Origin of the sequence: Enterobacter cloacae complex sp. (assembly GCF_900322725.1) — a bacterium.
Classification (GTDB): domain Bacteria; phylum Pseudomonadota; class Gammaproteobacteria; order Enterobacterales; family Enterobacteriaceae; genus Enterobacter; species Enterobacter quasihormaechei.
In genome coordinates this window covers 50,230-72,732 of the sequence record NZ_LT991958.1, presented here as the reverse complement: position 1 = coordinate 72,732, position 22,503 = coordinate 50,230, and the positions used below count along the sequence as shown (strand labels likewise).

At 45.8% G+C, this 22,503-nt stretch carries 24 protein-coding genes; 11 read left to right on the top strand and 13 right to left on the bottom strand.

Annotated elements, in window-relative coordinates:
- The 10 genes from DBR02_RS23880 (at position 1) to DBR02_RS23835 (ending at position 10,430) form a co-directional block, all read left to right on the top strand.
- Entirely contained in the window at positions 1–1,080 is a 1,080-nt protein-coding gene (locus DBR02_RS23880; protein WP_001585166.1) for a cysteine protease StiP family protein, read from the top strand.
- The gene (locus tag DBR02_RS23875) at positions 1,080–2,036 is read left to right on the top strand and encodes an HpcH/HpaI aldolase/citrate lyase family protein (protein ID WP_011152965.1); all 957 of its coding nucleotides are present in this window, start codon (positions 1,080–1,082) and stop codon (positions 2,034–2,036) included. The genes DBR02_RS23880 and DBR02_RS23875 overlap by 1 nt, the downstream gene beginning before the upstream one ends.
- A gap of 10 nt (positions 2,037–2,046) precedes the next feature.
- Positions 2,047–3,255 carry a DUF4236 domain-containing protein gene (locus tag DBR02_RS23870; RefSeq protein WP_011152964.1) on the top strand — a complete coding sequence of 403 codons (1,209 nt, stop codon included), beginning with the start codon at positions 2,047–2,049 and terminating at the stop codon, positions 3,253–3,255.
- Between the two features lie 17 nt (positions 3,256–3,272).
- The gene (gene terW / locus DBR02_RS23865) at positions 3,273–3,740 is read left to right on the top strand and encodes a tellurium resistance protein TerW (RefSeq protein ID WP_001176767.1); all 468 of its coding nucleotides are present in this window, start codon (positions 3,273–3,275) and stop codon (positions 3,738–3,740) included.
- 462 nt (positions 3,741–4,202) lie between these two features.
- On the top strand, positions 4,203–4,841 hold the full coding sequence (locus DBR02_RS23860) for a vWA domain-containing protein (protein WP_001253657.1): 639 nt from the start codon (positions 4,203–4,205) through the stop codon (positions 4,839–4,841).
- 22 nt (positions 4,842–4,863) lie between these two features.
- Positions 4,864–5,505 carry a TerD family protein gene (locus DBR02_RS23855; protein ID WP_000116681.1) on the top strand — a complete coding sequence of 214 codons (642 nt, stop codon included), beginning with the start codon at positions 4,864–4,866 and terminating at the stop codon, positions 5,503–5,505.
- Positions 5,505–6,143, top strand: a complete 639-nt coding sequence (locus DBR02_RS23850; RefSeq protein WP_001253658.1) for a vWA domain-containing protein — start codon at positions 5,505–5,507, stop codon at positions 6,141–6,143. Before DBR02_RS23855 ends, DBR02_RS23850 begins: the two co-directional genes overlap by 1 nt.
- Before the next feature lie 84 nt (positions 6,144–6,227).
- Entirely contained in the window at positions 6,228–7,268 is a 1,041-nt protein-coding gene (locus tag DBR02_RS23845; RefSeq protein WP_001253656.1) for a TerY-C metal binding domain-containing protein, read from the top strand.
- Positions 7,268–8,905: a PP2C family serine/threonine-protein phosphatase gene (locus DBR02_RS23840; protein ID WP_107535687.1), complete on the top strand. Its 1,638-nt coding sequence runs from the start codon at positions 7,268–7,270 to the stop codon at positions 8,903–8,905. The genes DBR02_RS23845 and DBR02_RS23840 overlap by 1 nt, the downstream gene beginning before the upstream one ends.
- Positions 8,906–8,930: 25 nt before the next feature.
- Complete coding sequence (locus DBR02_RS23835; RefSeq protein WP_001284318.1) at positions 8,931–10,430, top strand: helix-hairpin-helix domain-containing protein; 1,500 nt, start codon at positions 8,931–8,933, stop codon at positions 10,428–10,430.
- A gap of 165 nt (positions 10,431–10,595) precedes the next feature.
- On the opposite strand, the gene DBR02_RS23830 is transcribed toward DBR02_RS23835, so the two are convergent.
- Together DBR02_RS23830 and DBR02_RS23825 are read right to left on the bottom strand one after the other, a co-directional pair.
- Positions 10,596–11,678, bottom strand: a complete 1,083-nt coding sequence (locus DBR02_RS23830) for a competence protein CoiA family protein (protein WP_001232447.1) — start codon at positions 11,676–11,678, stop codon at positions 10,596–10,598.
- 360 nt (positions 11,679–12,038) lie between these two features.
- Positions 12,039–12,251, bottom strand: coding sequence for an Hha/YmoA family nucleoid-associated regulatory protein (locus DBR02_RS23825; protein ID WP_001285422.1), 213 nt, complete (start codon positions 12,249–12,251; stop codon positions 12,039–12,041).
- Positions 12,252–12,420: 169 nt separating this feature from the next.
- Here DBR02_RS23825 and DBR02_RS23820 point away from each other — a divergent pair, with 169 nt between their 5' ends.
- Positions 12,421–13,596, top strand: coding sequence for a tyrosine-type recombinase/integrase (locus DBR02_RS23820; protein ID WP_000795949.1), 1,176 nt, complete (start codon positions 12,421–12,423; stop codon positions 13,594–13,596).
- A 301-nt stretch (positions 13,597–13,897) separates the two neighbouring features.
- Here the strand turns inward: DBR02_RS23820 and DBR02_RS23810 are convergent, their stop codons facing one another.
- The 11 genes from DBR02_RS23810 to DBR02_RS23760 form a co-directional block, all read right to left on the bottom strand.
- Positions 13,898–14,803: a hypothetical protein gene (locus tag DBR02_RS23810; protein ID WP_001198595.1), complete on the bottom strand. Its 906-nt coding sequence runs from the start codon at positions 14,801–14,803 to the stop codon at positions 13,898–13,900.
- Positions 14,804–14,812: 9 nt separating this feature from the next.
- Positions 14,813–15,775, bottom strand: coding sequence for a DNA replication terminus site-binding protein (locus tag DBR02_RS23805; RefSeq protein ID WP_000119428.1), 963 nt, complete (start codon positions 15,773–15,775; stop codon positions 14,813–14,815).
- A 90-nt stretch (positions 15,776–15,865) separates the two neighbouring features.
- Complete coding sequence (locus DBR02_RS23800) at positions 15,866–16,312, bottom strand: hypothetical protein (protein ID WP_000549069.1); 447 nt, start codon at positions 16,310–16,312, stop codon at positions 15,866–15,868.
- A 16-nt stretch (positions 16,313–16,328) separates the two neighbouring features.
- Positions 16,329–16,865, bottom strand: coding sequence for a hypothetical protein (locus DBR02_RS23795; protein WP_000107167.1), 537 nt, complete (start codon positions 16,863–16,865; stop codon positions 16,329–16,331).
- 73 nt (positions 16,866–16,938) lie between these two features.
- Positions 16,939–17,196, bottom strand: a complete 258-nt coding sequence (locus DBR02_RS23790; protein WP_001371933.1) for a hypothetical protein — start codon at positions 17,194–17,196, stop codon at positions 16,939–16,941.
- Positions 17,197–17,203: 7 nt separating this feature from the next.
- Positions 17,204–17,794, bottom strand: a complete 591-nt coding sequence (locus tag DBR02_RS23785; protein WP_000578891.1) for a hypothetical protein — start codon at positions 17,792–17,794, stop codon at positions 17,204–17,206.
- Positions 17,795–17,838: 44 nt separating this feature from the next.
- Positions 17,839–18,114: a hypothetical protein gene (locus DBR02_RS23780; RefSeq protein WP_001004200.1), complete on the bottom strand. Its 276-nt coding sequence runs from the start codon at positions 18,112–18,114 to the stop codon at positions 17,839–17,841.
- A 263-nt stretch (positions 18,115–18,377) separates the two neighbouring features.
- Complete coding sequence (locus DBR02_RS23775; RefSeq protein ID WP_000149830.1) at positions 18,378–19,334, bottom strand: hypothetical protein; 957 nt, start codon at positions 19,332–19,334, stop codon at positions 18,378–18,380.
- 171 nt (positions 19,335–19,505) lie between these two features.
- Positions 19,506–20,444: a hypothetical protein gene (locus DBR02_RS23770; protein ID WP_000472041.1), complete on the bottom strand. Its 939-nt coding sequence runs from the start codon at positions 20,442–20,444 to the stop codon at positions 19,506–19,508.
- 66 nt (positions 20,445–20,510) lie between these two features.
- Entirely contained in the window at positions 20,511–21,431 is a 921-nt protein-coding gene (locus DBR02_RS23765; RefSeq protein WP_044704555.1) for a hypothetical protein, read from the bottom strand.
- A gap of 68 nt (positions 21,432–21,499) precedes the next feature.
- Positions 21,500–22,435, bottom strand: a complete 936-nt coding sequence (locus tag DBR02_RS23760) for a hypothetical protein (RefSeq protein ID WP_000691119.1) — start codon at positions 22,433–22,435, stop codon at positions 21,500–21,502.
- Between the last annotated feature and the right edge of the window lie 68 nt (positions 22,436–22,503).

Here is a 22,503-nt window from a genome sequence, read left to right as displayed (position 1 = left end):
ATGCAGCCACATGACACATTTACCGGCTCATACCAGCCCGGTGACGTGGAATTTCTGCTAAAGCCGGTAGTCATTGAGATGACGCCGGTTGAGCAAAAAGAAGAGCTGATTCAGTCAGGGAAGAAACATTATTCGGACATGCTCAGTCAGGAGCCAGCGCCAACACAATGGCATCTTGATTTGTTTCACCGGGCGCTGGATCGGGGCGCAGAGAGACTTGCAAAAGAAGTCACACAGCTCGCTATTGCTCTGGCCGAACGCTTCGGTGATGAGCCCATTGTACTGGCCAGTCTCGTCAGAGCTGGCGTGCCGCTCGGCGTTATGCTGCACCAGGCCCTGCGTGACATGGGGAAAACCTCATGGCATTACGGTATCAGCATTATCCGGGATCGTGGAATTGACGGTGCAGCCCTCGACGTCATTGAAGAGCGCCATGGTACCAGCGGTATTGTCTTTGTTGACGGATGGACAGGTAAAGGCGCAATTACCGGAGAGCTTGTACGCGCACTGAAAGATCGCCCGGGCTATCCTGAGCAGCCGCGACTGGTTGTCCTGGCCGATCCCTGTGGCTGCTCCTGGCTTGCAGCCAGTGATGATGACTGGCTCATTCCTTTTGGCATCATGGGTGCGCCGGTATCAGGCCTGATCTCCCGGTCAGTATGGTCCTCTGAAGGATTACATGGGTGCATGGTTTGCGAGCATCTCAGTGAATTCGAATGCAGCCGGATGCTTGTCGATACCGTCGCCCATTTCCGTAAGAAGTTAACCCCGTCATCCCTCGCTACCCTGAGCTGGAATATGGAGTCAGCCCGGGTCTTATGGCAGACAAGTCGCGACGTTATCGCGTTCCTGGCCGATGAATTTAAAGTGGACAGCGTCAATCGTATTAAACCCGGTATTGCTGAAGCAACCCGGGCTGTATTACGTCGGGTACCGGACCATGTATTTGTGCGTTCTATTGACGACCCGGACGTTGCCTTGCTTGTAGGGCTTGCTCGTGAAAAGGGAATAGTTGTTACAGAAATGGGGGGAACCCTCGGCCAGTATCGGGCTGTAACCATTATCAAGAAGGTACTCTGATGAAAAATCGTCTTTCTCCCTGGAATCTGGGAGCCACGCTATACATGCCTGCAACACGGGAAGATATTGCTGATGCCGTCCTGCACGGGAAAATCCCGGGTTTGCGCTCTCTGGTGATTTGCCTGGAGGATGCTGTCAGTGAAGCAGACATCCCCATCGCCCTCAAAAATCTGGAGCACCTGCTGCACGAGCTCAGTAACAGCATGCGTAGCCTGGGTAAAAATGACTGGCCTCTGGTGTTCATTCGCCCTCGGCATGCCGAAATGGGCAGATGGTTAAAAGCGCATTATGATCTTTCCGCTGTCGATGGGTTTGTGTTGCCGAAATTTACCCTCAGTTCGTTAGCTGAATGGTGGGATATCATGGGCGGGACTCACCTGTGCATGATGCCAACGCTGGAAACAGAAGACGTCTTTGACGTGGTTCAGATGCGCGAGCTGGCCACTCGCCTGGTGGAACATCCCTGCCACGACCGCATTATTGCGCTTCGAATCGGCGGCAACGATCTTATGAACGTTGTGTCGCTTCGCCGCCCCCGGGACCTGACGCTGTATGACAGCCCGATGGGCTACGTCATCAAAATGCTCGTTTCAGTCTTCGGCCCGCGTGATTTTGCCCTGACCGCGCCCGTATGTGAGCATATTGACGATCATGCCGTTATGGCCAGAGAGCTGGCTCTTGATATGGCACATGGGCTTGTTGGGAAAACGGCCATTCACCCGGGTCAGATAGAGGTCATTCAAAACGCGCTGATGGTCACTCAGGGTGAGTATTCTGACGCTCTGCGGATCCTGAACTCTACCCAGGCCGTGTTTAAGTCGCAGGGAGCAATGTGTGAACCCGCCACACATCGCCGCTGGGCGGCTGGCATTCTGGACAGAGCTCGTTTTTATGGGTTACAGAACGAGCAAAGCGCTGATGGAATCAGATTACTTACCGTGACCCAGCATCATTAAGGAAATCATAATGGGGTTCAGGTTCAGAAAGTCGATCAACATTATTCCTGGCGTTCGCCTCAACCTGAGTAACGGTGCACCGAGCCTGAGTGTCGGGCCGAGAGGTGCTTCCGTTTCTTTTGGTAGCCGGGGGACCTATGCCAATCTGGGCTTGCCCGGTACCGGGCTGAGTTACCGTACCCGGCTTGACCGGGCCGCGCGTTCCGGAGGTGGAAACCGGACGGCAACCGACCCGGGGCTCAGACAGGCGCTTGAGCAGGAAGCCGCTGAACTCATGTCAGCGGTAACCGCAATCCGTAATATTCACGAGCTGACGCCGGATCCAAAAACAGGCATCAGCTGGGCAGAGCTGGAAGCAGTATACCTGCATAACAGAACGTCGCCTTTTCAGGTTCCGGCACCGGTGCGTCCAGAAAAGCCAGACTACCTTGCATTGCCGGAAAAGCCTGCCGAGAGCGAAGGCATTAGTTTTCTGGGTAAATGGTTTGAATCGGAATCAGCTAAAGCTGAGCGCCACGCCGAAAATCTTCGCCGGTGGCAGCAGGAGCTGATTGATGTGGAGCGTGAGAATACCCTTCGACAGCACCGGTACCAGCAACAACGGACGGCCTGGGCCGAACAGTATGCAAACTGGAAGTTTGAAGCAGAAGAACATGAAAAACGGCTCGCCACGGCTCAGGCAGATGCCCGGCAGCAGTTCCGGACAGACGCCGCGTTTTTCGAATCATACCTGGCGGGTGTGCTGGCAGAAACTGAATGGCCGCGTGAAACGATTGTTGCATTTGAAGTAAAGCCGGAGCTATCAGCAGTCCTGCTGGACGTTGATTTAGCTGAGATTGAAGATTTCCCTGATAAGATTTACGGCGTTAATGCCCGGGGCACGGAGCTGACGGAAAAAGCCATGACGCAAAAAGCCGTACGCGAAAACTATGCCCGCCACGTCCATGGCTGCTTGTTCCGCCTGGTCGGTATCGTTTTACATACGCTACCTTTCGACAACGTGATTGTGTCAGGCTTTACGCAACGGGTCAGTAAGCGGACCGGCTATCTGGAGGATGAGTATATCCTGTCCTGCAAATGCACTCGCAGCCAGATGTCGTCAGTAAATTTTGCAGGCATAGAACACATTGATCCGGTTGAAGCGTTAGGCGATCACCCGGTTATTCGAAAGATGAGCAGTACCTTCATTTTTCAGCCTATTGAACCACTAACCCTTTAAGCAGGCTAAATCTTACGATGCAATTAAATACCAGACAGGCCCGGATTTTTAAGCTTGCCAACTTACTGGGCACCGGCAAGCCCGTTTCCGCTGCCGACATTATAACCAGTCTGGAATGCTCAGAGCCGACATTAACCCGGGCCCTCAAAGAGCTACGCGAGTCATATTCTGCGGAGATCAAATACAGCAAGGCAGGTCATTCCTACCATCTCGTTAATCCGGGCCAGCTGGATAAAAAGACCCTTCGCCGGATGAATGAAGCGCTCGCACAGAATGCTGAACTGAAAACCGGTGAGTCTACAGGGAAGGTCGTACTCGATAAGGATAAAAAAACAGCCGTGTCCTTATCGCTACGCATGCGGATCTTAAGAAAAATTGACCGTCTGGCTGCGCTGAGTGGCTCGACCCGAAGTGAAGCGGTAGAGAAGCTGGCTCTGCACTCCGTTGACGAACTGATAAAAGAATACAGCGCTAAAAAGTCCTGACGCTAAATCTCAGACCGGGGTGAAAACCCCGGTTTTGTCATATTTTACCTCTGTATTGGCGTGACGTAGTTTTGATCTATTCTCCTCCCGCAATGCCAGCAGCGCCTTACTGACTACAAAACCTGGTGTCTTGACATCCTCTTGTGCTACACATCAATCTTTGGGCGTTTTACACTCCATTCATGCAGATCTGTGATGTATGATGAATTTCATACATAAGACAGTTTATTTGTCCGAGTTTTTTCAGAAATCTTATATTCCAGTCCGGTCTGAATTATTTTTCTGTTGATAAGAGGCCATTCACATGTCGGTAATTCTATGGTGGTTAACTTATTTCTTTAATGCCGCTTCTGAGTATTTAATCTCCACCCGACAGATGTCGTGCCGTTTTATCAAATCAACAAACCCTGGCCTCTTCCTGAAACTACTCTCCTCTTCCGATCTCTTAAGAAGGAATTACATTTGAGACGCTTACCCGTATATCTGCTACTCGACACGTCCGGCTCTATGCACGGAGAGCCTATCGAAGCGGTTAAAAATGGCGTTCAGACGCTGCTTACCACGCTGAAACAGGATCCGTATGCACTCGAAACGGCTCACGTGTCAGTGATCACCTTTGATTCTTCAGCCCGACAGGCAGTCCCCCTGACAGACCTCCTGAGTTTCCAGATGCCAGCACTAACAGCCAGCGGCACCACGTCTCTTGGCGAAGCGCTTTCCCTCACGGCCAGCTCCATTGCCAAAGAAGTACAGAAAACGACGGCTGACACTAAAGGTGACTGGCGTCCCCTTGTATTCCTGATGACGGATGGAAGTCCGAATGATGACTGGCGTAAAGGCCTGAATGACTTTAAAGCGGCCAGAACCGGCGTTGTTGTGGCATGTGCAGCCGGGCATGATGCCGATACCAGCGTCCTCAAAGAAATCACTGAAATCGTGGTTCAGCTCGATACAGCTGACAGTTCGACGATTAAAGCTTTCTTTAAATGGGTCAGTGCGAGCATTTCGGTAGGCAGTCAGAAAGTGGAGTCCAGCAAAAAAGAAGTGATCGGTCTTGAAGACCTGCCACCGCCGCCGCCAGAAGTAAATGTGGTCTTATAATTTTATTGATTAAGGGGATATCATGTCTGTCAGTCTGAGCAAAGGCCAGGGCGTAAGCCTGAAAAAAAATGAATACGATCTCTCGTCCGTTACTATCGGCCTCGGTTGGGATATTAATGAGGAAAAGAAAGGTTTTCTCGGCGGGATCTTTGGTAAAAAAGAAGAAGAATACGACCTTGATGTGATCGCTTTCCTGTGTAATTCAGCCGGAAAGGTGACCGATCTCGGCAATGTGGAAAATGGTAAACCAACGCTTGTGAATGGCGATATCATCTTTTTCAACAGCCTTCGCCATAAGTCAGGCAATATCTGGCTGACGGGCGATAACCGAACCGGAGCCGGTGACGGTGACGATGAGCAAATTATTGTGCGCCTGAATTCCCTTGACGCTCAGTACGAGAAAATTGTGTTCATCGTTCAGATCTACAATGGTGAAAAGCTCCAGCAGCACTTTGGTAAAGTTCAGAATGCCTTCATCCGGGCAGTAGATGCCCGTAATATTGAAATGGCACGATTCGATCTTTCTGGCGGACCCGCCTTCGCCAGCCAGCGCTCCATGGTCTTTGCCGAGCTGATACGCGAGGCTACAGGCTGGAAACTCAGGGCAATTGGTGAGCCTTCAGAATCAGATTCGTTTGTCTCGCACCTGAGGAATTACATGTGATGCGCCGCCTGCCTGTTTACCTTGTTATCGACACATCCGGCTCGATGCGCGGTGAGTCAATCCATTCCGTTAACGTTGGAATTCAGGCGATGCTTAGCGCTCTTCGCCAGGATCCCTACGCCCTCGAAAGCGTTCATATCTCCATTATCACCTATGACAATGAGGCGCGTGAGTTCATTCCTCTCACGCCGCTGGAAGACTTCCAGTTTTCTGACATCGTTGTGCCAAGCGCAGGCGGGACGTTCACCGGTGCTGCCCTTGAATGTCTGATGCAGTGTGTTGAACGGGATGTACGTCGCTCAGATGGTGATACCAAAGGAGACTGGCGTCCTCTGGTATTCCTGATGACTGATGGAACCCCTTCTGATGCCCTGGCGTACGGTGAAGCGGTAAAAGCGATTCGCGGCCGGGGATTCGGATCCATCATTGCCTGCGCCGTTGGTCCTAAAGCAGGCCATGAGCACTTAAAACAGCTCACCGATAAGGTTGTGTCTCTGGAGACGCTAGATTCAACCGCGTTTGCAGGTTTCTTTAAATGGGTATCGGCCAGCGTGTCTTCCGGCAGCACAAGCGCGGGGATTAATAACGGAACTGATACCCTTCCCCCTCCTCCACCAGAAATCCAGCTGGTGCTCTGACAGACAGAAAGGTGCTGTTTCCGGGCAGCACCTTTCTGTACAGCAACGTTTTCTGCTGGCCGTACCAGCCGTACGAGGAAAATTATGAGACGCCTTCCCGTGTTTTTTGTCCTGGACTGTTCAGAGTCCATGATTGGTGAAAACCTGAAAAAAATGACTGATGGTCTGCAAATGATCGTCGGAGATTTAAGAAAGGATCCACACGCACTTGAAACAGCCTGGGTCTCGGTAATCGCATTTGCCGGTGTAGCCCGTACGATTGTACCTCTTCACGAAATTGCCTCGTTCTACCCTCCCCGCCTTCCCGTTGGCGGCGGTACGAGCCTTGGAGCTGCATTGCGTGAGCTGACCGTGCAAATTGATACCCAGGTCAGAAAAACCACTCATGAGGCTAAAGGCGACTGGAAACCCGTCGTGTATCTCCTTACCGACGGACGTCCGACTGACGACACAACCGCAGAAGTGAAGCGCTGGAAGGATCACTACGCGAGTAAAGTGAATCTCATTGCCGTTGGCCTGGGGCCGTCAGCGGACCTGAATATCCTGCGGCAACTGACAGAGAATGTCATGCTGTTCACCGAATCTCAGGAAGGGGACTTTACCCGCTTCATCAAATGGATCACGGCCTCGGTTACGGCGCACAGCCGCAGCGTCGGGGACGACAAACAACCTGAGCTCAGCCAGACTGAATACATAGTCCGGCTGGCCAAGGACGAGCCAGTAAAAGCGTACGACGAAAACTGCGTTACGCTTACCGGCCGTTGCAGCAAGACCCGTCGTCCGTACCTGATGAAGTATGAACGGCCACCAGCAAGGGTTTCCGGGCTCGATTTCAGTCTGAACCTGAACAGCTTTAATATTGCCGGATGCTATCCCATCGATGAGGACTATTTTGCGTGGTCAGATGCCACCGCTACCGGTTTGCAGGTAAATACCAGCGAACTGCATGGCGTACCGGGTTGCCCCCACTGCGGTAATGCCAGTGCGTTTGCCCTGTGCTCATGCGGAAAGTTGCTGTGTATTGACGGCCCGGATGACGTGATCTGCCCGTGGTGTGAAACAGGCCTGTCATTCAGCAATGATGGCGGAAACACTAACTTCGACGTAAACAGAGGGAGAGGTTGATGTCGCAAAATGCTTTACTTGAAGAGAAGATTATCCGCTTAGTTCTGTCTGAGCTGGGCCACCCTGTTGAAGGTGAGCGGCTTTTACTTCTATCGCAGGACCCATCCCTTACCGAAGAAATTATGCGGCTTAAAGAGCGGATTGAGAGCCTTGCACAGGGTTTATCTGCGCGGGTTAGCGAAGGTGATAACGACGCAGAGATTGCCGCCTCGTCAGCATCCAGTCTTTCCGATCAGCAACAAACGGTCGTAAGTGTTGCTGATAACCCGGGCATTGACGCTACCGATACATCAGCACTGCAACCCCTGCCAGAAAATGAGCCTCATCCTCCGTTCTGGAAGCTGATGCCTTATTACGAATTTGATAAACCAGCACAGAGGGAAGACGAAAACCTGTCTTCCCTGGTATTAAAACCCGGGCAGATACCGACAGGCCAGCAGCGGGCCAGCTTAGCTGTGCCACCTGCCGTTCCCCCGGGAGCTAAAATAACGATCCCCAACGCCCGCGCAGGCGAACGTTTCTCTTCGCCGGTTGCTATCGTTCTGGGTGAGGGCCAGCAGGCTACTGTCAGGGACGTTGTCTTTCCCCGGAACATTGGCCTGTCTTTTGACAAAGAACAGGAGTTGCTGACAGGTACTCCCACCGAAAGCGGCGATATAGAGCTTTCAGTAATCTGGTCATGCACGTCGCACGACGAATGTGAAACAAAACAGCTATTTATAATCAATCCCGATCCGAGAAGCCTGTGGAAGGTGGTAGAGCCACCAGCAGACGCTCCCTACCCTAAGTCCCATCTGGACGCTGCTGGCCTGGTCAGGGGTGATATACGTATTGCTGCCGCCAGTCGCCGGGGACGCTCTCATGAGCATGCCGGAAGCTTCAGAGATGACGACTTCTACATCAACCACTGCCAGGAAACAGGATGGTCTGTCATGCTGGTCGCAGACGGAGCCGGTAGTGCGGTAAATTCCCGGGAAGGCTCCCGGATTGCAGTCAAAACGGCTGGCGATTACCTTTTAAATCAGCTCAGTGGTGTGAAAGGCGTCCATTTAAAGCAGCACATCACGGCGTGGGAAGGGAGCGATCAGCAGGCAACAATAAACGCCATGCTTCATCATTTTAAACAGGCAGCTACGCTCGCGGTCAACAGTATCCAGAACGAAGCCATTTGTGCAGAACAACCTGTGAAATCCTATTCAACAACCCTTCTGGCAACTGTAGCGCTACGAACTGATAACGAGCTGTTTGCGGCTGCATTCTGGCTTGGTGATGGTGCGATAGGTGCATACAGCCCTTCCGGTAAAGTCAGGATACTGGGAAATCCCGATAGCGGAGAATACGCAGGACAAACCCGTTTCCTTGACCAGAGCATTATCGCAGACCCCTCGTTTAGCGGCCGCATCAGCGTGGGTAAATGGAATGATGTATCTCACTTGATCCTCATGACAGACGGCGTCTCAGACCCTCTGTTTGAGACGGATAATGGGCTTCGCAGTGACGAAAAATGGACCCGTCTCGTTGATGAGCTCAACCCTGTCCTTACAGACGCCAGTATTGCGCCTGAGAGGTTAGGCGACTGGCTTAACTTTTTCTCCACAGGGAACCATGATGACCGCACTATTGCGGTGTTGTGGTAAGGGATACGCTTTTTCGGTGATCAATATGGCAAATATCGTTACGTGCAAAACAAAGGACGGCGAAACAGTCCAGTATGTTGACGAGGTAATTGGTTCGGGCTCGATGAAGGATGTTTACTTTTCGCCTGATAAATCATACGTCGTCGCTTTTTATCATAAACCGCAGAACGAGCAGGCCCGGGATCGGATTGATATGATCACCGGACGCTACAGGCAAAACATTTTTGGCCAGTCCGGAGGTGAATACTGGAAGGACCTGTTTTGCTGGCCGACCCATGTTGTTGAGCATGGGCATAAAATCGGCATCGTGGTTCCAACCTACAAAAGCTACTTTTTCTTTAAATACGGCTCTAAAAACGATGATTTTCTTGGCATAAAAGGTCGTGAAAAGGAAGGCAAATGGTTTGCCAGCGCCAGCAACCAGAACAAATTTCTCGACCCACGTGAACGAGGCAATACGCTTACCTATCTCAAGGTCTGTCTGCTGCTGACAAGAGCCGTCAGAAGGATGCATGCGGCAGGTCTCTGTCACAGCGATCTAAGCTATAAAAACGTGCTTATCGATCCAGAAATGGGACATGCCTGCATCATTGACGTAGACGGCCTGGTTGTCCCTGGAAAGTATCCTCCCGACGTGGTGGGCACCCCGGATTTTATCGCTCCGGAAGTGGTGAAAACCAGTCATCTTTCCAAAGAGGATCCGAACCGCGTATTGCCAAGCATTACTACTGACCGTCATGCGCTGTCGGTGCTTATCTACATGTATCTGTTCTTCCGTCATCCGCTACGTGGCGGAAAAATACATGACATGTCGGATGAAGTACGTGATGAGACCTTATCTATGGGTGAGAAGGCACTCTTCATTGAACATCCGACAGACAAAAGCAATGCAGTCAAAGTCAGTCAGCTATCGTCCTTTTCACTGCCCTGGGCTGACCCGGAGAAAATTCCTTACACCATCATGGGCCCTTATCTGACACCTTTGTTTGAGCGCGCCTTTATAGATGGCTTACACGATGCCACTAAACGCCCGACCGCCGATGAGTGGGAAAGCGCCCTGGTTAAAACAGTCGATCTGATACAGCCCTGCCAGAACAAGGCGTGTGAACAGAAATGGTACGTTTTCTCGGGTAAGACAAAGCCGGTTTGTCCCTACTGCGGTACGCCATACAAGGGTAAATTACCGGTTCTAAATTTATATTCTTCCCGAAAGGAAGGCAGTTATCGTCCTGACGACCACCGGTTGATGGTGTGGAGCGGGCAGTCAATCTATGCGTGGCATGTGAATCGCCTCATTGCGCCAAATGAGCGTACAACCGATTTGCAAAGGAAACGAGTTGGGTATTTTGTTTTCCATAACGATCAGTGGTGGTTAGTAAATGAAGGCATAAATGGGCTTATGTCATTACCGGATAAACGACAGATTGCCATTGGGGAAAAAATTGAACTGACGAATAACGCTCAGTTTGTTCTGTCAAAGGAGGAAGGCGGCAGGCTGGTCGTCGTTCAGTTAGTAGAAAACTAACGGACGCCCATAACGACTAAAACGTTCTGGCAGCATACTGAACCTGTTTAATGAATCACTATATTAAGCTGTGTCAAATTTAAGCTGCCAGAAAAACTGACTGTCTGTGCCGGATATGCGGTACACCTCCTGCGGCAAGGGTTTAATGCGCAAAGCCCAATTTATTTATAAGAGTGAATAGTTTTGTGGCTCTACCCTGCCGCTCTCCTTTCCTGTGTCATGGTTTTTAACATCTGAAATACTGACATTGTTAAGCCGGTGATTGTATAAGGCGATGCGGACAATCTCATGAAGATATTCAAGTTCGTTTTGTGTCAAGGACTGGCCTTCCTGGGTTTTTGAAATCATTTCCTGCCAGCAGATCAGTCTTTCGTAACTGACATGTTCGCTGTTTTCCAGGCAGTGCAACCTGAAATAGCGAAGGAACAAAGGAAATTCATCGGTCTGAGCGATGTCATAAGCCCGAACCGTTAACCTACACAGACATACAATCGTATCCTGCTGTAACCTGACTAACGCGTTATGACTGCCCGGAAGGATATCAGGCAATTTCATCTTACAGTCAGCAAGGCGCTGAAGAAGAGGCCCTTCCTCTGAAGGCTCCCGTCCCCGATACTCCTGAAGAGGTTCAGATTCAAGTTCATGCATTAATGGATGATATAGCCATTCCCGGGAACTGGTCTCATCAATGATCAGGCTTTCAATGCACTCACTGTATGTTGTTTTACGTCGCCCGAGCTGCACCTGACTGATTTCATATTCAATATCTGGAAGATCGATACGCAATGCGGCAACTCTTTCGGAAGGATGAAGGTGGTCAAAGGTTAACTTCGCAGAAATGCTACGATCCCTGTCCAGAAAGACGGCCACACATAAATCATTAACCTTTACGAACAGATCAGCTGTGCCTCCGAACATACTGCCGCTTCCAATAACCTCATTCAGTGAAACCGGCCCACCATCGTCGCCAGCGAGAAGATTTGGGAAACCAAGAACCTGGTGCTCGTTGATGACTTCAATAATTTTTCCCCGGATGGCTTCCATCAGACCATCACAGTCACCGGCTACAGCAGTACTGTGTGAGAAATGCCAAAGCTTGACCTCCCCCTGCTTTGCTAACAGATCAGTTTTGCAAGCGGGGCAGATGCAGTTACAGTCGATACCCCGGCTGACCTCTGTAATATCTAAAAAGAGTCCTGATTCTCTCTGGAGTCCAAATGGAATACCAAATGTGTAACTCTTACGCATGGCTGCACCCCGTTTTTGATAATTATTCAAACTATATCCGAAATAACGGAGGAGGATTTCTGTAAAACGAATTAAAAGAAATGATTTTTTAGTTTTCCAGATTAATGTTTGACAAGAATCAAATGAGAGCCTTACAAATATGGAGAGAGAAGTTTAGGTAAAGTAACTTTTATCACAACTTCTAAAATTAAGGAGAATATCGGATGTATTTAGCAGTGGGCTTGGCTTATGATTAAAGTCTTTCTCCGAACTTAATAAGAAAGTTAAAAAGACAGGCTATTACAGTGCCTTTAGCCCCGAAAGGGGCATAAACTATTTTCAAATCCAGACACAGTCTTTTTGTTGTGCCAATATCAATAATTACTCGCGAACAAAGGTCCACACACTCGCAGGAACTTTGTCATATAACTTTTTCATTGTCAGTTCAGCTTTACGATGATCATAAGCACCAGAAATTTCAAGAGAGGCGACACCCGAGTTTTTTTCACATAACCTTTCAAATACTTTTTCGAGCGTTTCGAACGAACTACACTTACGGAATTTCATTAAATAAGACTGCTTTGTGTCAGACATAATCAACCTTCTTTAGACAGGCCTCAACTGGCCAGGGATAATCTTAATATCATTTTTCACTTAAGCCTAACGATTTCACAACCTTTTTCGTTGTTTCCACCCTGTTCATAACCAGGTACATGAGTGCTAAAATGACTGTAAATAAAACCAGTGTATCCCGGTGAGCAGGATGAAGAATCAATCAGTGATCAGACAGTTTTCGGAAAGCGAATTGCATCAGCAGCTGGAAACGTTCGGCAACCATGATAAACAGCTTTCACGCTTGATCCGTTACTTTTCCCATCTGAGATACAACACAGCTAAAACCTATCTGCACTGGCTACGAGTATGGAACGAATGGTATCAGGCGAATGCCCGGTTGCATACAGACTGGCCAGTAAGTTCGCTCCCCGTGTCTGAGGAAGCTCTGCTGGCGTTTATGGGGCATCTTGAAGGCAAATTGTCACGAAGCAGCATAAACAGCTGTCTTCAGGCCTTAAACAGTATCCATAAAAAAGGGCTTAACCTGCCCGGGATTATTACGTCTGAAGCATGGTACATGCTGGAAGCCTTAAAACAATCGGAAGCCCGGAAGCGAAAGACGACTAAACAGGCAACTCCCTTTCTTATTGGCGATCTCAAGGCTCTGATAAAGTTACGCAGTACTACAAACTCAGTTCGTAAGCTTCGTGACCTGTGCCTGATCTGGACAGGCTTTGAAACACTGCTCCGTTCATCCGAAATTCGCCGTATACGTCTGAAAGATCTGTCTCTGGATAGTATGACCGGTGAATTTAACCTGACGGTATACCGTACAAAAACGAACATCAGTACACTTCTTACCTACCGGCTGACACGTCAGTTAACTAACTGCCTCTTGAGATTGATGAACCTTGTGAAAATGGATCAGCACAGTCATCCGGATGAATACCTTTTCCAGGCCGTAAATTTCCATGATACAGGCTATATGCCACCCGGCTGGAAGCTTCGGAGTAAAGGGAATGAGCTATCTGAGCTTCTTAAACGGCATAACCTGCCCTACCGTGCTAAACAAAGTCTTCTGAACGATGAAGATGAGGAAGACACTGTGGACGATGCCGGTATGCTCAGCAAAAATTCCCTTTTACGGGCATTTAAAGAAATGTGGAATGAGCTTTATCCAAATGAGACTAAAACCCGTTACTGGACAGGGCACAGCGTTCGTGTAGGCGGTGCGATACAGCTGGATATTGAAGGTTACTCGCTACCACAGATTATGGAAATGGGGAACTGGTCGAATGAAGAAATGGTTATGCGCTACATTCGCAATATTGAAGCTGGTAAAAAAGCCATGATCAAGCTTATGCGAAATGCCTTTGATGAATAGCGCCCTCACGGGCGCATAACTTTATTTTTTCTTGAACGGGTTAAGTCTGGTGAGATTAGAGAGTGCCCCTCCCGGAGGCAAAATTCCCGTCCTTTTATATTTGTACACGCCATTTAATTTCATTGTCTGGATTCCAAGATTAATAAGCGTGACAAGTTTAAGGGTATACAGGAGTGTAAATTGGGGAGCAACCTGAATAAAAACTAATAACAAGCCTGCACACATTACACGTAGCCATGCCGCGTACTCCATGCTCAGCGGACGCTTGAAATAGAATCTTTCGAGCAAATCAACTGTCTTATTACTGATCCACGCCGCCGCCACTGAGAGTAACAACACGATGCACACCATAATGCCCAGTTCCATTTTCACTCCCTTCTCTTTTAGTCTGTTTAAGTTGAGGCTTAGCCACAGTAGTTTTGTTTTTTGCTTTTTTCTTAGGTTTGGTATGGTGAAACAGAAAACAATCCACCATTACCCAACCATTTTTATATCGAGCCACCAGCATCTTCTGGCTGGGGTAATGAGCATGAAACAGCATTTTCACGTCCATGGTGCCCATCAACGACTGTTTGCGCTTTAGCTCATCCTCAGCCATCTGAAATTCTTGTAAGAATTCTGAAGACAGACGCTGACGCAGAATTCTTATGGCACTGGAGTTTTCATCATTCTTTGCCAGGTGCCCGAAGCGTACAAGTGCCTTGTGGGTTATCTGGATGGGTCCCAGATGAGAGCTGAGCTGTTCGTACTGCCAGAAGTAGGTCAAATCCACCTTAACCCAGCTGATGCTGTCCAGCAGAGCCTCGTTCATGATGGTTCCGGACATAGGTACCATTGTCAGCCTGGCCAGACGCATATGTATGTAGTCCGTAAGCAACCTCAGCGACTCAGGAACGTTTTTATTGAGTAGGAGATGCTGAAGCACCGGGGTTGCGGTCTGCCAACACAGATTGCGCCCGTCAGGCAGGAAAGCAAACTTTTGATCGTCAGGCGCAGAGTTCGAAGCGTTTTCCTTACGAAGCAAAAAATAATGGCCGCACAGCAGCTCTGCTCTTACCTGGTCCTCGTCAGGGTCATGTCGGGCTTTACTTAGATCAACGGTTAGCACAACGCGGTTAATCGCATCAGCGTGATATTTTTTTACCCAGACGCAGACACGATAGAGACGCTCATCGATTTTCTGGCTGGCTGTGGAAATCCATTGCATTGTTGTTCCTTAATTTTCGGGGCTGACAATGAAAATGCCCAGCTCAGCCCCCGGCACGAGTTCTGTATATTTCAGGCTCAGCTTCCGTTGGTTGGACGGACCCTGGCTGTTTTCAGGAGCCCAGTCAGAGAGCGTTTTTAATTGAGGTATGTTGCCTGCTGCGAAAATGGGCAAGGATGCTTTTACTACTGAATAATCAGTCTCAGCATATTTATTCCCGTTTCGTTCCTGCCCTTCAGGCCTAAATGCAAAAATGTGAGCAATCGGAACAGGGAAAGAGTTAGTTCGACAAAGGCGATAAGATTCGCCCTGCTTCAGTGGGTGAAATTCAAGACGGTGTAAAGCCTTATCGATATTAGACACGACATTCAAATTGGTAGTTGCTACATTTTTTACTTCTGAGGCTCTCCTGCGCTCCAACAAACTCACAAGTTGCTCTGCTGTTTTAACTTCCTGGTTTCGGTTTAGCCGCCATGAAAAAGTAACTTTTTTAAGCTGGGACTTGATGAAAAGGATATTTCTTGTTGAGTGCATAGCGACAAGGCCCGGGAGCTTCTTGTGCACTTTATCAAAACGGACATTCTTTTTATTATCGATACGCCTCATTGCCGCAGCAAAATCATTTTTTGCTTCGTTTATAGAAGTGATCAAGCTTTCGAGAAGATCTGCTCTTTCGGGGACAATGATTAGACCCGGGTATTTAGTGGTTACTTTGGTGGAATCATGACTTAATGACTCTATGTCATCCACACAGATGTCAGTAAGTGCCTGAATAATTTCCTCAACCGAAGCATCGTCTTTAATACTAACCCTGATGGGTTTAACCTGCTTCAAGCGCTCTTCTGTTCTAGATACGGTGGAGACAGTCATCAGGTTTGCCATCATCGGGGGGGTGTTCGAAAGAAAACACTTGAGCGAGTCGATGCGTTCCAGAATCTGGTCACGAAAATAGGGCAAATCGTCATAACTCATACGTTTCTCCAGGCTCATGTTATTTCCAATCAATTTTGCTGCCCAGGCTGACCTTGCAGAACATAAATGTCATGTAAACCTCTAAAGAAGTCATTTTGAAACAGCTTTCACAGCATGCGATTTATGTTCGATAGGGCTCATGAACAAAGGATGATAATGGAGACGCCATGGATAGTGGATAGTCTTACCCACCTGGGTGATCCGATTGAGGCGAAAACGACCATTTATACAGTCAACTGACCAAAGCCCGGGAGAAACTAACCTCTTCCAGCGGTAAAAAGAGAAACCTGCAACACAGAGGTCATGCTCCAGGAAATGTTGAGTTTCGACGACGCGAACTTTTATCAAAAACCCCAGCATTGGCGAAAACCAGATCAACAACCATGTTGGCGGCAGGATGACTTTGTTCAGGAGATGATCTGTCATAAGCAAGGCAGATAACATCAGAAAACTGATAGTCAACCACAGGGCCATCCAACCGGCCCATACGCGGCTCTGACAGGGTTTCCATTCGAGAAGAAAAAGTTTTTTATGCATTCTGCCCCGCCTAATTTTAATGTATTGCCGAAGTATGCTGCATCATGATGGTGGTGCGGGGAAAGATTTCAAACTTCCACAATTCTGAAGCCGTGTTCCAACCATGAAAGATCCCGTCTCCACAGCGAGTGTTAAAAGCAAGAATTTCATCCCTGACCTGGTAAGCGAGCACTTCTGGCATATCAATAAACTCAGGTAAGGAAAGAAGAATTCCATGGATAACTTCTCCGGTTAACTTACTCATAACCTCTTCCTCAGACAGGGCAGCGTCCGGGAACAAACACAACGGAAGTGAAAAACAACATAGGTCAAGACCAATAGCAGCCCTTCCTGCGTCGTAGCCTTCTTCATTAACGACAAAACGAAAGAATTTTTCTGTCTCACCCCGTAATGATGACGGTCCTTCAGACGGAACTTCAATACCACTGAAGACTTTATCGGTCCAGTTGGTAAAAGGACTGGTGAAAACCCAACAAATTAAGGATAACGCCAGCTCTTCCTTAAACATACGTTCAGTGCCGGTAGTTCTGGAAAGTTGCTTTTGAGTACTCATGTTTTACCTGTTGCATGAAATTATTGATGTTATATAAACACAACCGGCATTTTATCTAATAGGTTTGAAAACACTAAAAATCGCAAATGCTGGTACCTTTCTGTTTTAAGAGATTTTCAAGGTAAAGTGAGGCTAGATCAATTGGCTGGTTCTCTTCAAGACAGGCTCGCACAAGATCTTCAATAGAGACCGAATCAACCCCCCTTCCCTGTAAAATTTCTTTAGCAGATGCCAGCGTTTTATGAACGCTTCGACTTAGTTGTAATCTGACTTGTGTGCGGGTATCAAAAAGACAATCTTCTGTGACACTTTGTGAAACGGTTCTACTCATTGAAAAATCACTCCATTTCTGGGATCGAATGAAAATTAACAGCTATAGATGTATCAGGTTTCCCATTTTCTACGATACTCAACCACGTACGCGCTGAGATTTGTTGTTCACAGACGAGTATGTAACCTGTTCCCTGTTGATGATGTAGCTCAAGAGCTTTTAGGATAGGCTCTGAATGAGGTCCGAGAGCATCACGCGTGTGAATAAGCGTTTGCTCTGGCAATACGTTGCTAAGCATAGACAGCAGAACATTACGCTCATCCTCATTATCCGACAAAACAAGAATTATACGAAAACCCGTTTTTATACGAAATCTGATTTCTGAAACTAACTTTCTTAATCTTAATTTATATATGACCAGGCGGAATCGAGTCATCAGTAAAGAGACCACTGTGAAGATAACGATTACTGCGCCATATTTTGACCTGTAGAACCACCAGTTAAGGCCTCCAGCAACTATCAGGATTAACATTAAAATTAAACTCCCATAGAAAAAAAGTGCTGGGTAGCGAGTTGTCTTTCCTTCAATTAGTGCTGAGGCAAATATCAAAATGGATATTCCGTAAATTACCCAGTCAAAAATACTTTCTCCAATCATTCTTTAGTGAACATCCTTAAAAGTGGAAATGTAGGTTTATGGGTTTATGCATTTTCCTGATGGCCTTGACAACCAAGGATTTCACAGAAATTGTCACAGTGTGAAGCTGTAACAAAGCGCTCTCCACGTTCGAATCGCTCAACCAAATCCTTTCTTACTTCACTTCCAGGTTTCTGGAAGATGTACTCAAACTGGAGATCCTCGGCCGTTGAAAGTAGTCGTTCTATGCTGAAATCAACATGGTAAAAGCAAAACTGATTATCAACCGGGGGAAAGTTGCTTTTGGTACTGTTCTCGTTTTTGGATTTTAGTTCATTCATGAGCTCTCCTTGGTTGAGAACAGTATACAAATCTCTTTAGGGATTTTTTTTCGTTAATAGCACTTTTTTGAGTTTAAAGAGTATGTTCATACCAGAGCATTAGAGGCTACGAAAAGGATAATGGAATTAGAAAGATAGATTTTAAGTGGTGATGTAAGGTGGGATAGGTAGAAGAGGAGTAGACGCTTGTAAGCGAGGCAAAAAAAAGGCACGGAAACCGTGCCATAAGAGTATGTGAGAAAAAATCAAAATCAGGGAAAGAATCAAGCAGCTTGTGAAACTGAATCTCCAACTGCAAGATTTAAATTTCTTAGGTTATCGAAAACTTCAGATACTAAGTCATTACGGTCGTGGATTTTAATCCGCCCACCGGTTAACTCTGAAACATAAACGGTATGGCAGAGGTCAGTAACCACTTCGCCGTATTCATCAACGACTTCCAAAGATGCAATCATCGGAATATAAGAAGCCGCAGCATAGCTCTCATAAATACTTATTATGGAGTCATTGTTGCGTCGAGAAATTACCCTACCAGAAGGTAAAGCCTCATCTTCCATATAGCAATCAGATAGGTCCTCACAGAAGTCATTTTCTTTAAGTGAAATATTAAGGGTCAATTCACTGTTGATAGAGCGTGAATAAGAATATTCACTCAGTTTATAGCAAGCCAAACTTATATCACTAAAAGTTTCATAAGCTTTATAGAGGCTCGATGTTATAGACTCAGATACAAATGTTATTAGTCCAATAAAATGAGTATCCCAGAACTGTTGCAAAGCAAAACGGGCAATCATAACCTGACCATCAACCTGCATCAGTCTGTTATATTCATCCCGGTCATAACCTTTCGACTGAGAAACATCATTAGACATGCTAAGAACTTCACTACAAACATCATCATATTCAAAACGGCTAGTTGCAAAGTGTTTTCCTGAAATCTCAAGGTACTGACCAGAGACTGCGTCAAACACCTCAAGAAAGTAACAGAGTCGAGATTTTAAAGATTCTCTGTTTAAAGCTTCTATTTCATTCTCAGAGATACTATCGACATATAAATCAACAGCATTCTTGAGTTCAATAGCTTTGATATTACAGGTAAAAGAAAGCTCGTCACTTTGACAATGGCAAACACTTAATACTATATCCGCCTCATCAAAATCTATGCCAAGATAGCTCAGAACTGCTCGGACATAGTTTTTATCATCAGATGAATGTGTCATATACACTACCTCAAATTTGAGAGGAAGTGCCCCAGAAGGGAAGCGACTTCCCCACTGGGTTAGATAAAAGTTTGGTTAAGCTAAAAGAAGATGCCAGCGACAGATTTTACATTGTCATAGACAAGTGTCTTCAGCCAACCAAAGTTACTTTTTTGGACTGAAGCAAAAGGATCATTGAGACGCGTTACGAAAATCGTCAAAAGCTTCAGTTATTAGTAATGTGCGATCAGTTACTCTGTATCGGTCATTACTTTCGAGAGATACGTAAGTTGAATGCGAAGAATCACAGACAACACGCCCTCTTTTATTGATCAATCTTACTTCCATCATCACCGGCACATTGATAATTGAAGCAACATCGGTATAGAGGGATATGAGGGCATCATTGTCACAATATAACGCCCCGTTCCCATCAAATGTATCGTTAAACTTAATATATATATCTGGCATATTTGCCGGATAATCATCAGTATTGAAATCAATGCATAACTTTAAGTCATCATTAATACGGCGATTAATCTTATGCTGCCCAACACGTACAAAGCCATGTTCAACAGCTTTGATAATCCTTAAAGTTTCATTAAGACAATCTGTAATTCTTTTCTCGACAAATGAGATAAAGTCACCAAAGTCGGAATGAAAAAACTGTTTAAGTGCAAATTTCGCAACTAACACTTTCCCATCCACCTTCATTTTATCGAGATAAAGATTTCTTATAGCATCAGTAGAAGAATTAGCTTTAGATAACTCTTCACAGTCATTAATAATCATTGAAACAATATCAATAACTTTAACTGGGCTTAAAGTATTACTATATCCGCGAATATCAAACGTAAAAAATCCGAAATTCTTAAATACTCCAAGAAAATAAATTATTTTTTGTTTCAAAAGAATAGAATCGGAGTAAGATGCGTTGTGCTTTATTAGTTCAGATATGTAGAGATCCAACATACAATTTAAATTATCGATATCTACATCGTAATCAAAGGTTACTTTGTCGAACGAAGTATCAGATAATTGAACGGTTATATCGTCAGCGGGAACATTAAGGCCTAAATTTTGATAAAGAAAGGCACTAACAAATTCCACGTGGTCAGATTCTTTAAACATTTACACTACCTCATGACTAAAAAGGAAGTGCTTCCCACCGGGAAGCAAGTTCCCGGATGGGTTAGATTAATTATAAAAGAGTTCTTCAGAAGGTAAATGCATTTCTGGTTTGAACTGTTTTAAGGAGTTGTTTATAGCTTTTCGATATAACCCTGAAGAGTGTGGCTTAAACATTTGATATTCCGTAACGAGCAGAGGAGACGTAAAGCATCCTAAGTTCACTAGTGAAATATTTGATGTTTCTTCACAAACATCTAATTCAGCGTATATCCGCCTCTTCATTACCCTGCCTGCTAAATAGCGACGAACATGATTTATAAACTTGTCCGCATCTGATATAGAATTAACTATATAATCAGATGTGACTATCTGATTAGATACAGTTTCAGGTATAGCTTCGGCTATTATTTTTACGTTCATTTCATAATCAACACTATGGAAGCAAGCAAGAATTTGTGGCTTCGCGCTTTCTAAAATCTTTTCAAGAACAGAAAAAATCAGAGAGAACTCGTTTAAAATTCGCTTTTGTATAAGTCCATGTAGATGTTTTATGAAAGGAGAACCGTGTTCAACAAGGCCTAGTATAAGATCCTTAGAGGCCAAATCTGAGCGGTAATAAACGTATTCTAGATTATCCCGGTTAAATCCTTTGATAAGCAAATCAGGCTGCTCTGAGACCAGTCGTAAATGAGTTGAAGCTATAGAAACTTCAAAACGAAAGTTCGCGAGATTTACAGGGCCTGCTTTTAATGTAGCCGCTTCGGAAAAATAAATGAAAAGAGGATGCAAATCATCGTTACCACAGTAAAGATGGTCTGCGCCCTTAAGATATTTCACCAAATGAGGTAGAAAAGATATTACTGGAATATCAGCCACAAATCGAATATGCCGAAATGGTTTTGAATCCAAATATATATTTTCCACTACAGCGCCAACAAAACCCATTTTAACAAGAATAGATTCAACTAACTTTTGTATCGCATTCATTTAAATACCCTCTTAATAGAGGGATTTCTCCCAAAGGGAGAAATCCCTATGGGAGAAAATAATTTTAATTAATAATTGTAGCGAAGCGCATGTTCTTTTTCACTAAGATGGTTTTCATATTCCGACTTACCAGAACTTAAACACTCTTTGAAAAAGACCTTTGAAAAATTCTTCAAGTCACTTCGGTTGTTAATTTCTTTGTCAGACATCAACTTAGCTGAGTGTGAGGTATCCACAGGCCCCAACCACCATTCATATTTAATATAAACACAATTGGTTTTTGTATGTCCATTTAGAAATCGTTTTGCATTTCTAAGTATTTTTCTACAACCGTTAAGGTCTGAAAGTAAGATATCTGGAGCAATGAGCTCTTCCAGAATATGACCAGGTAAGCCTTTCCTAAAAAGCTCAACATCGTAACTACAATACCAGTCACGATAATTAAAAGCTTTAATAAGTCTTTCAGGTGTATCCAAAGATATCTTATTCAGGATTTTTAATGCAAAGCATACAGCATCTTTTAACAACTCGTGCACCTCAACATTGATAAATGAGAAAAACGAGCTTAATTCTTTCTCTAAGGAATTATACAACTTACCGTAAATATCCTGAGAAAAAAGATACTGCAATCTTTCTTTATTATAAGTGCAATTCGAAATTGAATAGACTTCTCCTCTTTCGATTTTGCACCCTTCCCTTAAAACTATAGGAAACCTCAAATGGTTAACAATGAAAGAATGATTCTTTCTTTGCTTCAAAGCATCTAATTGAAATTTCGTAATTTCCTCCAGATTTGCATCTTCAAAACCTGGAAAGGGAATATCACAGAAACAAGAACTATATGCTTTTGCTGATTCATACATAAACTCCAGTGAAACATCAGCATCAAAAGACATACCAGAGAACATGCCCTGCCCATTGTCTAAAAATGTAATGTTTTTAACCTGTATTTTTTTATGTTGAACAACCAAAAAGGCATTAATGATTTTTTCGATAATTTTCATGTGATCCTCTCTCAATAAAAAAGGGATCACTCCCATATGGGGTGTGATCCCCACATGGGTATAATTTA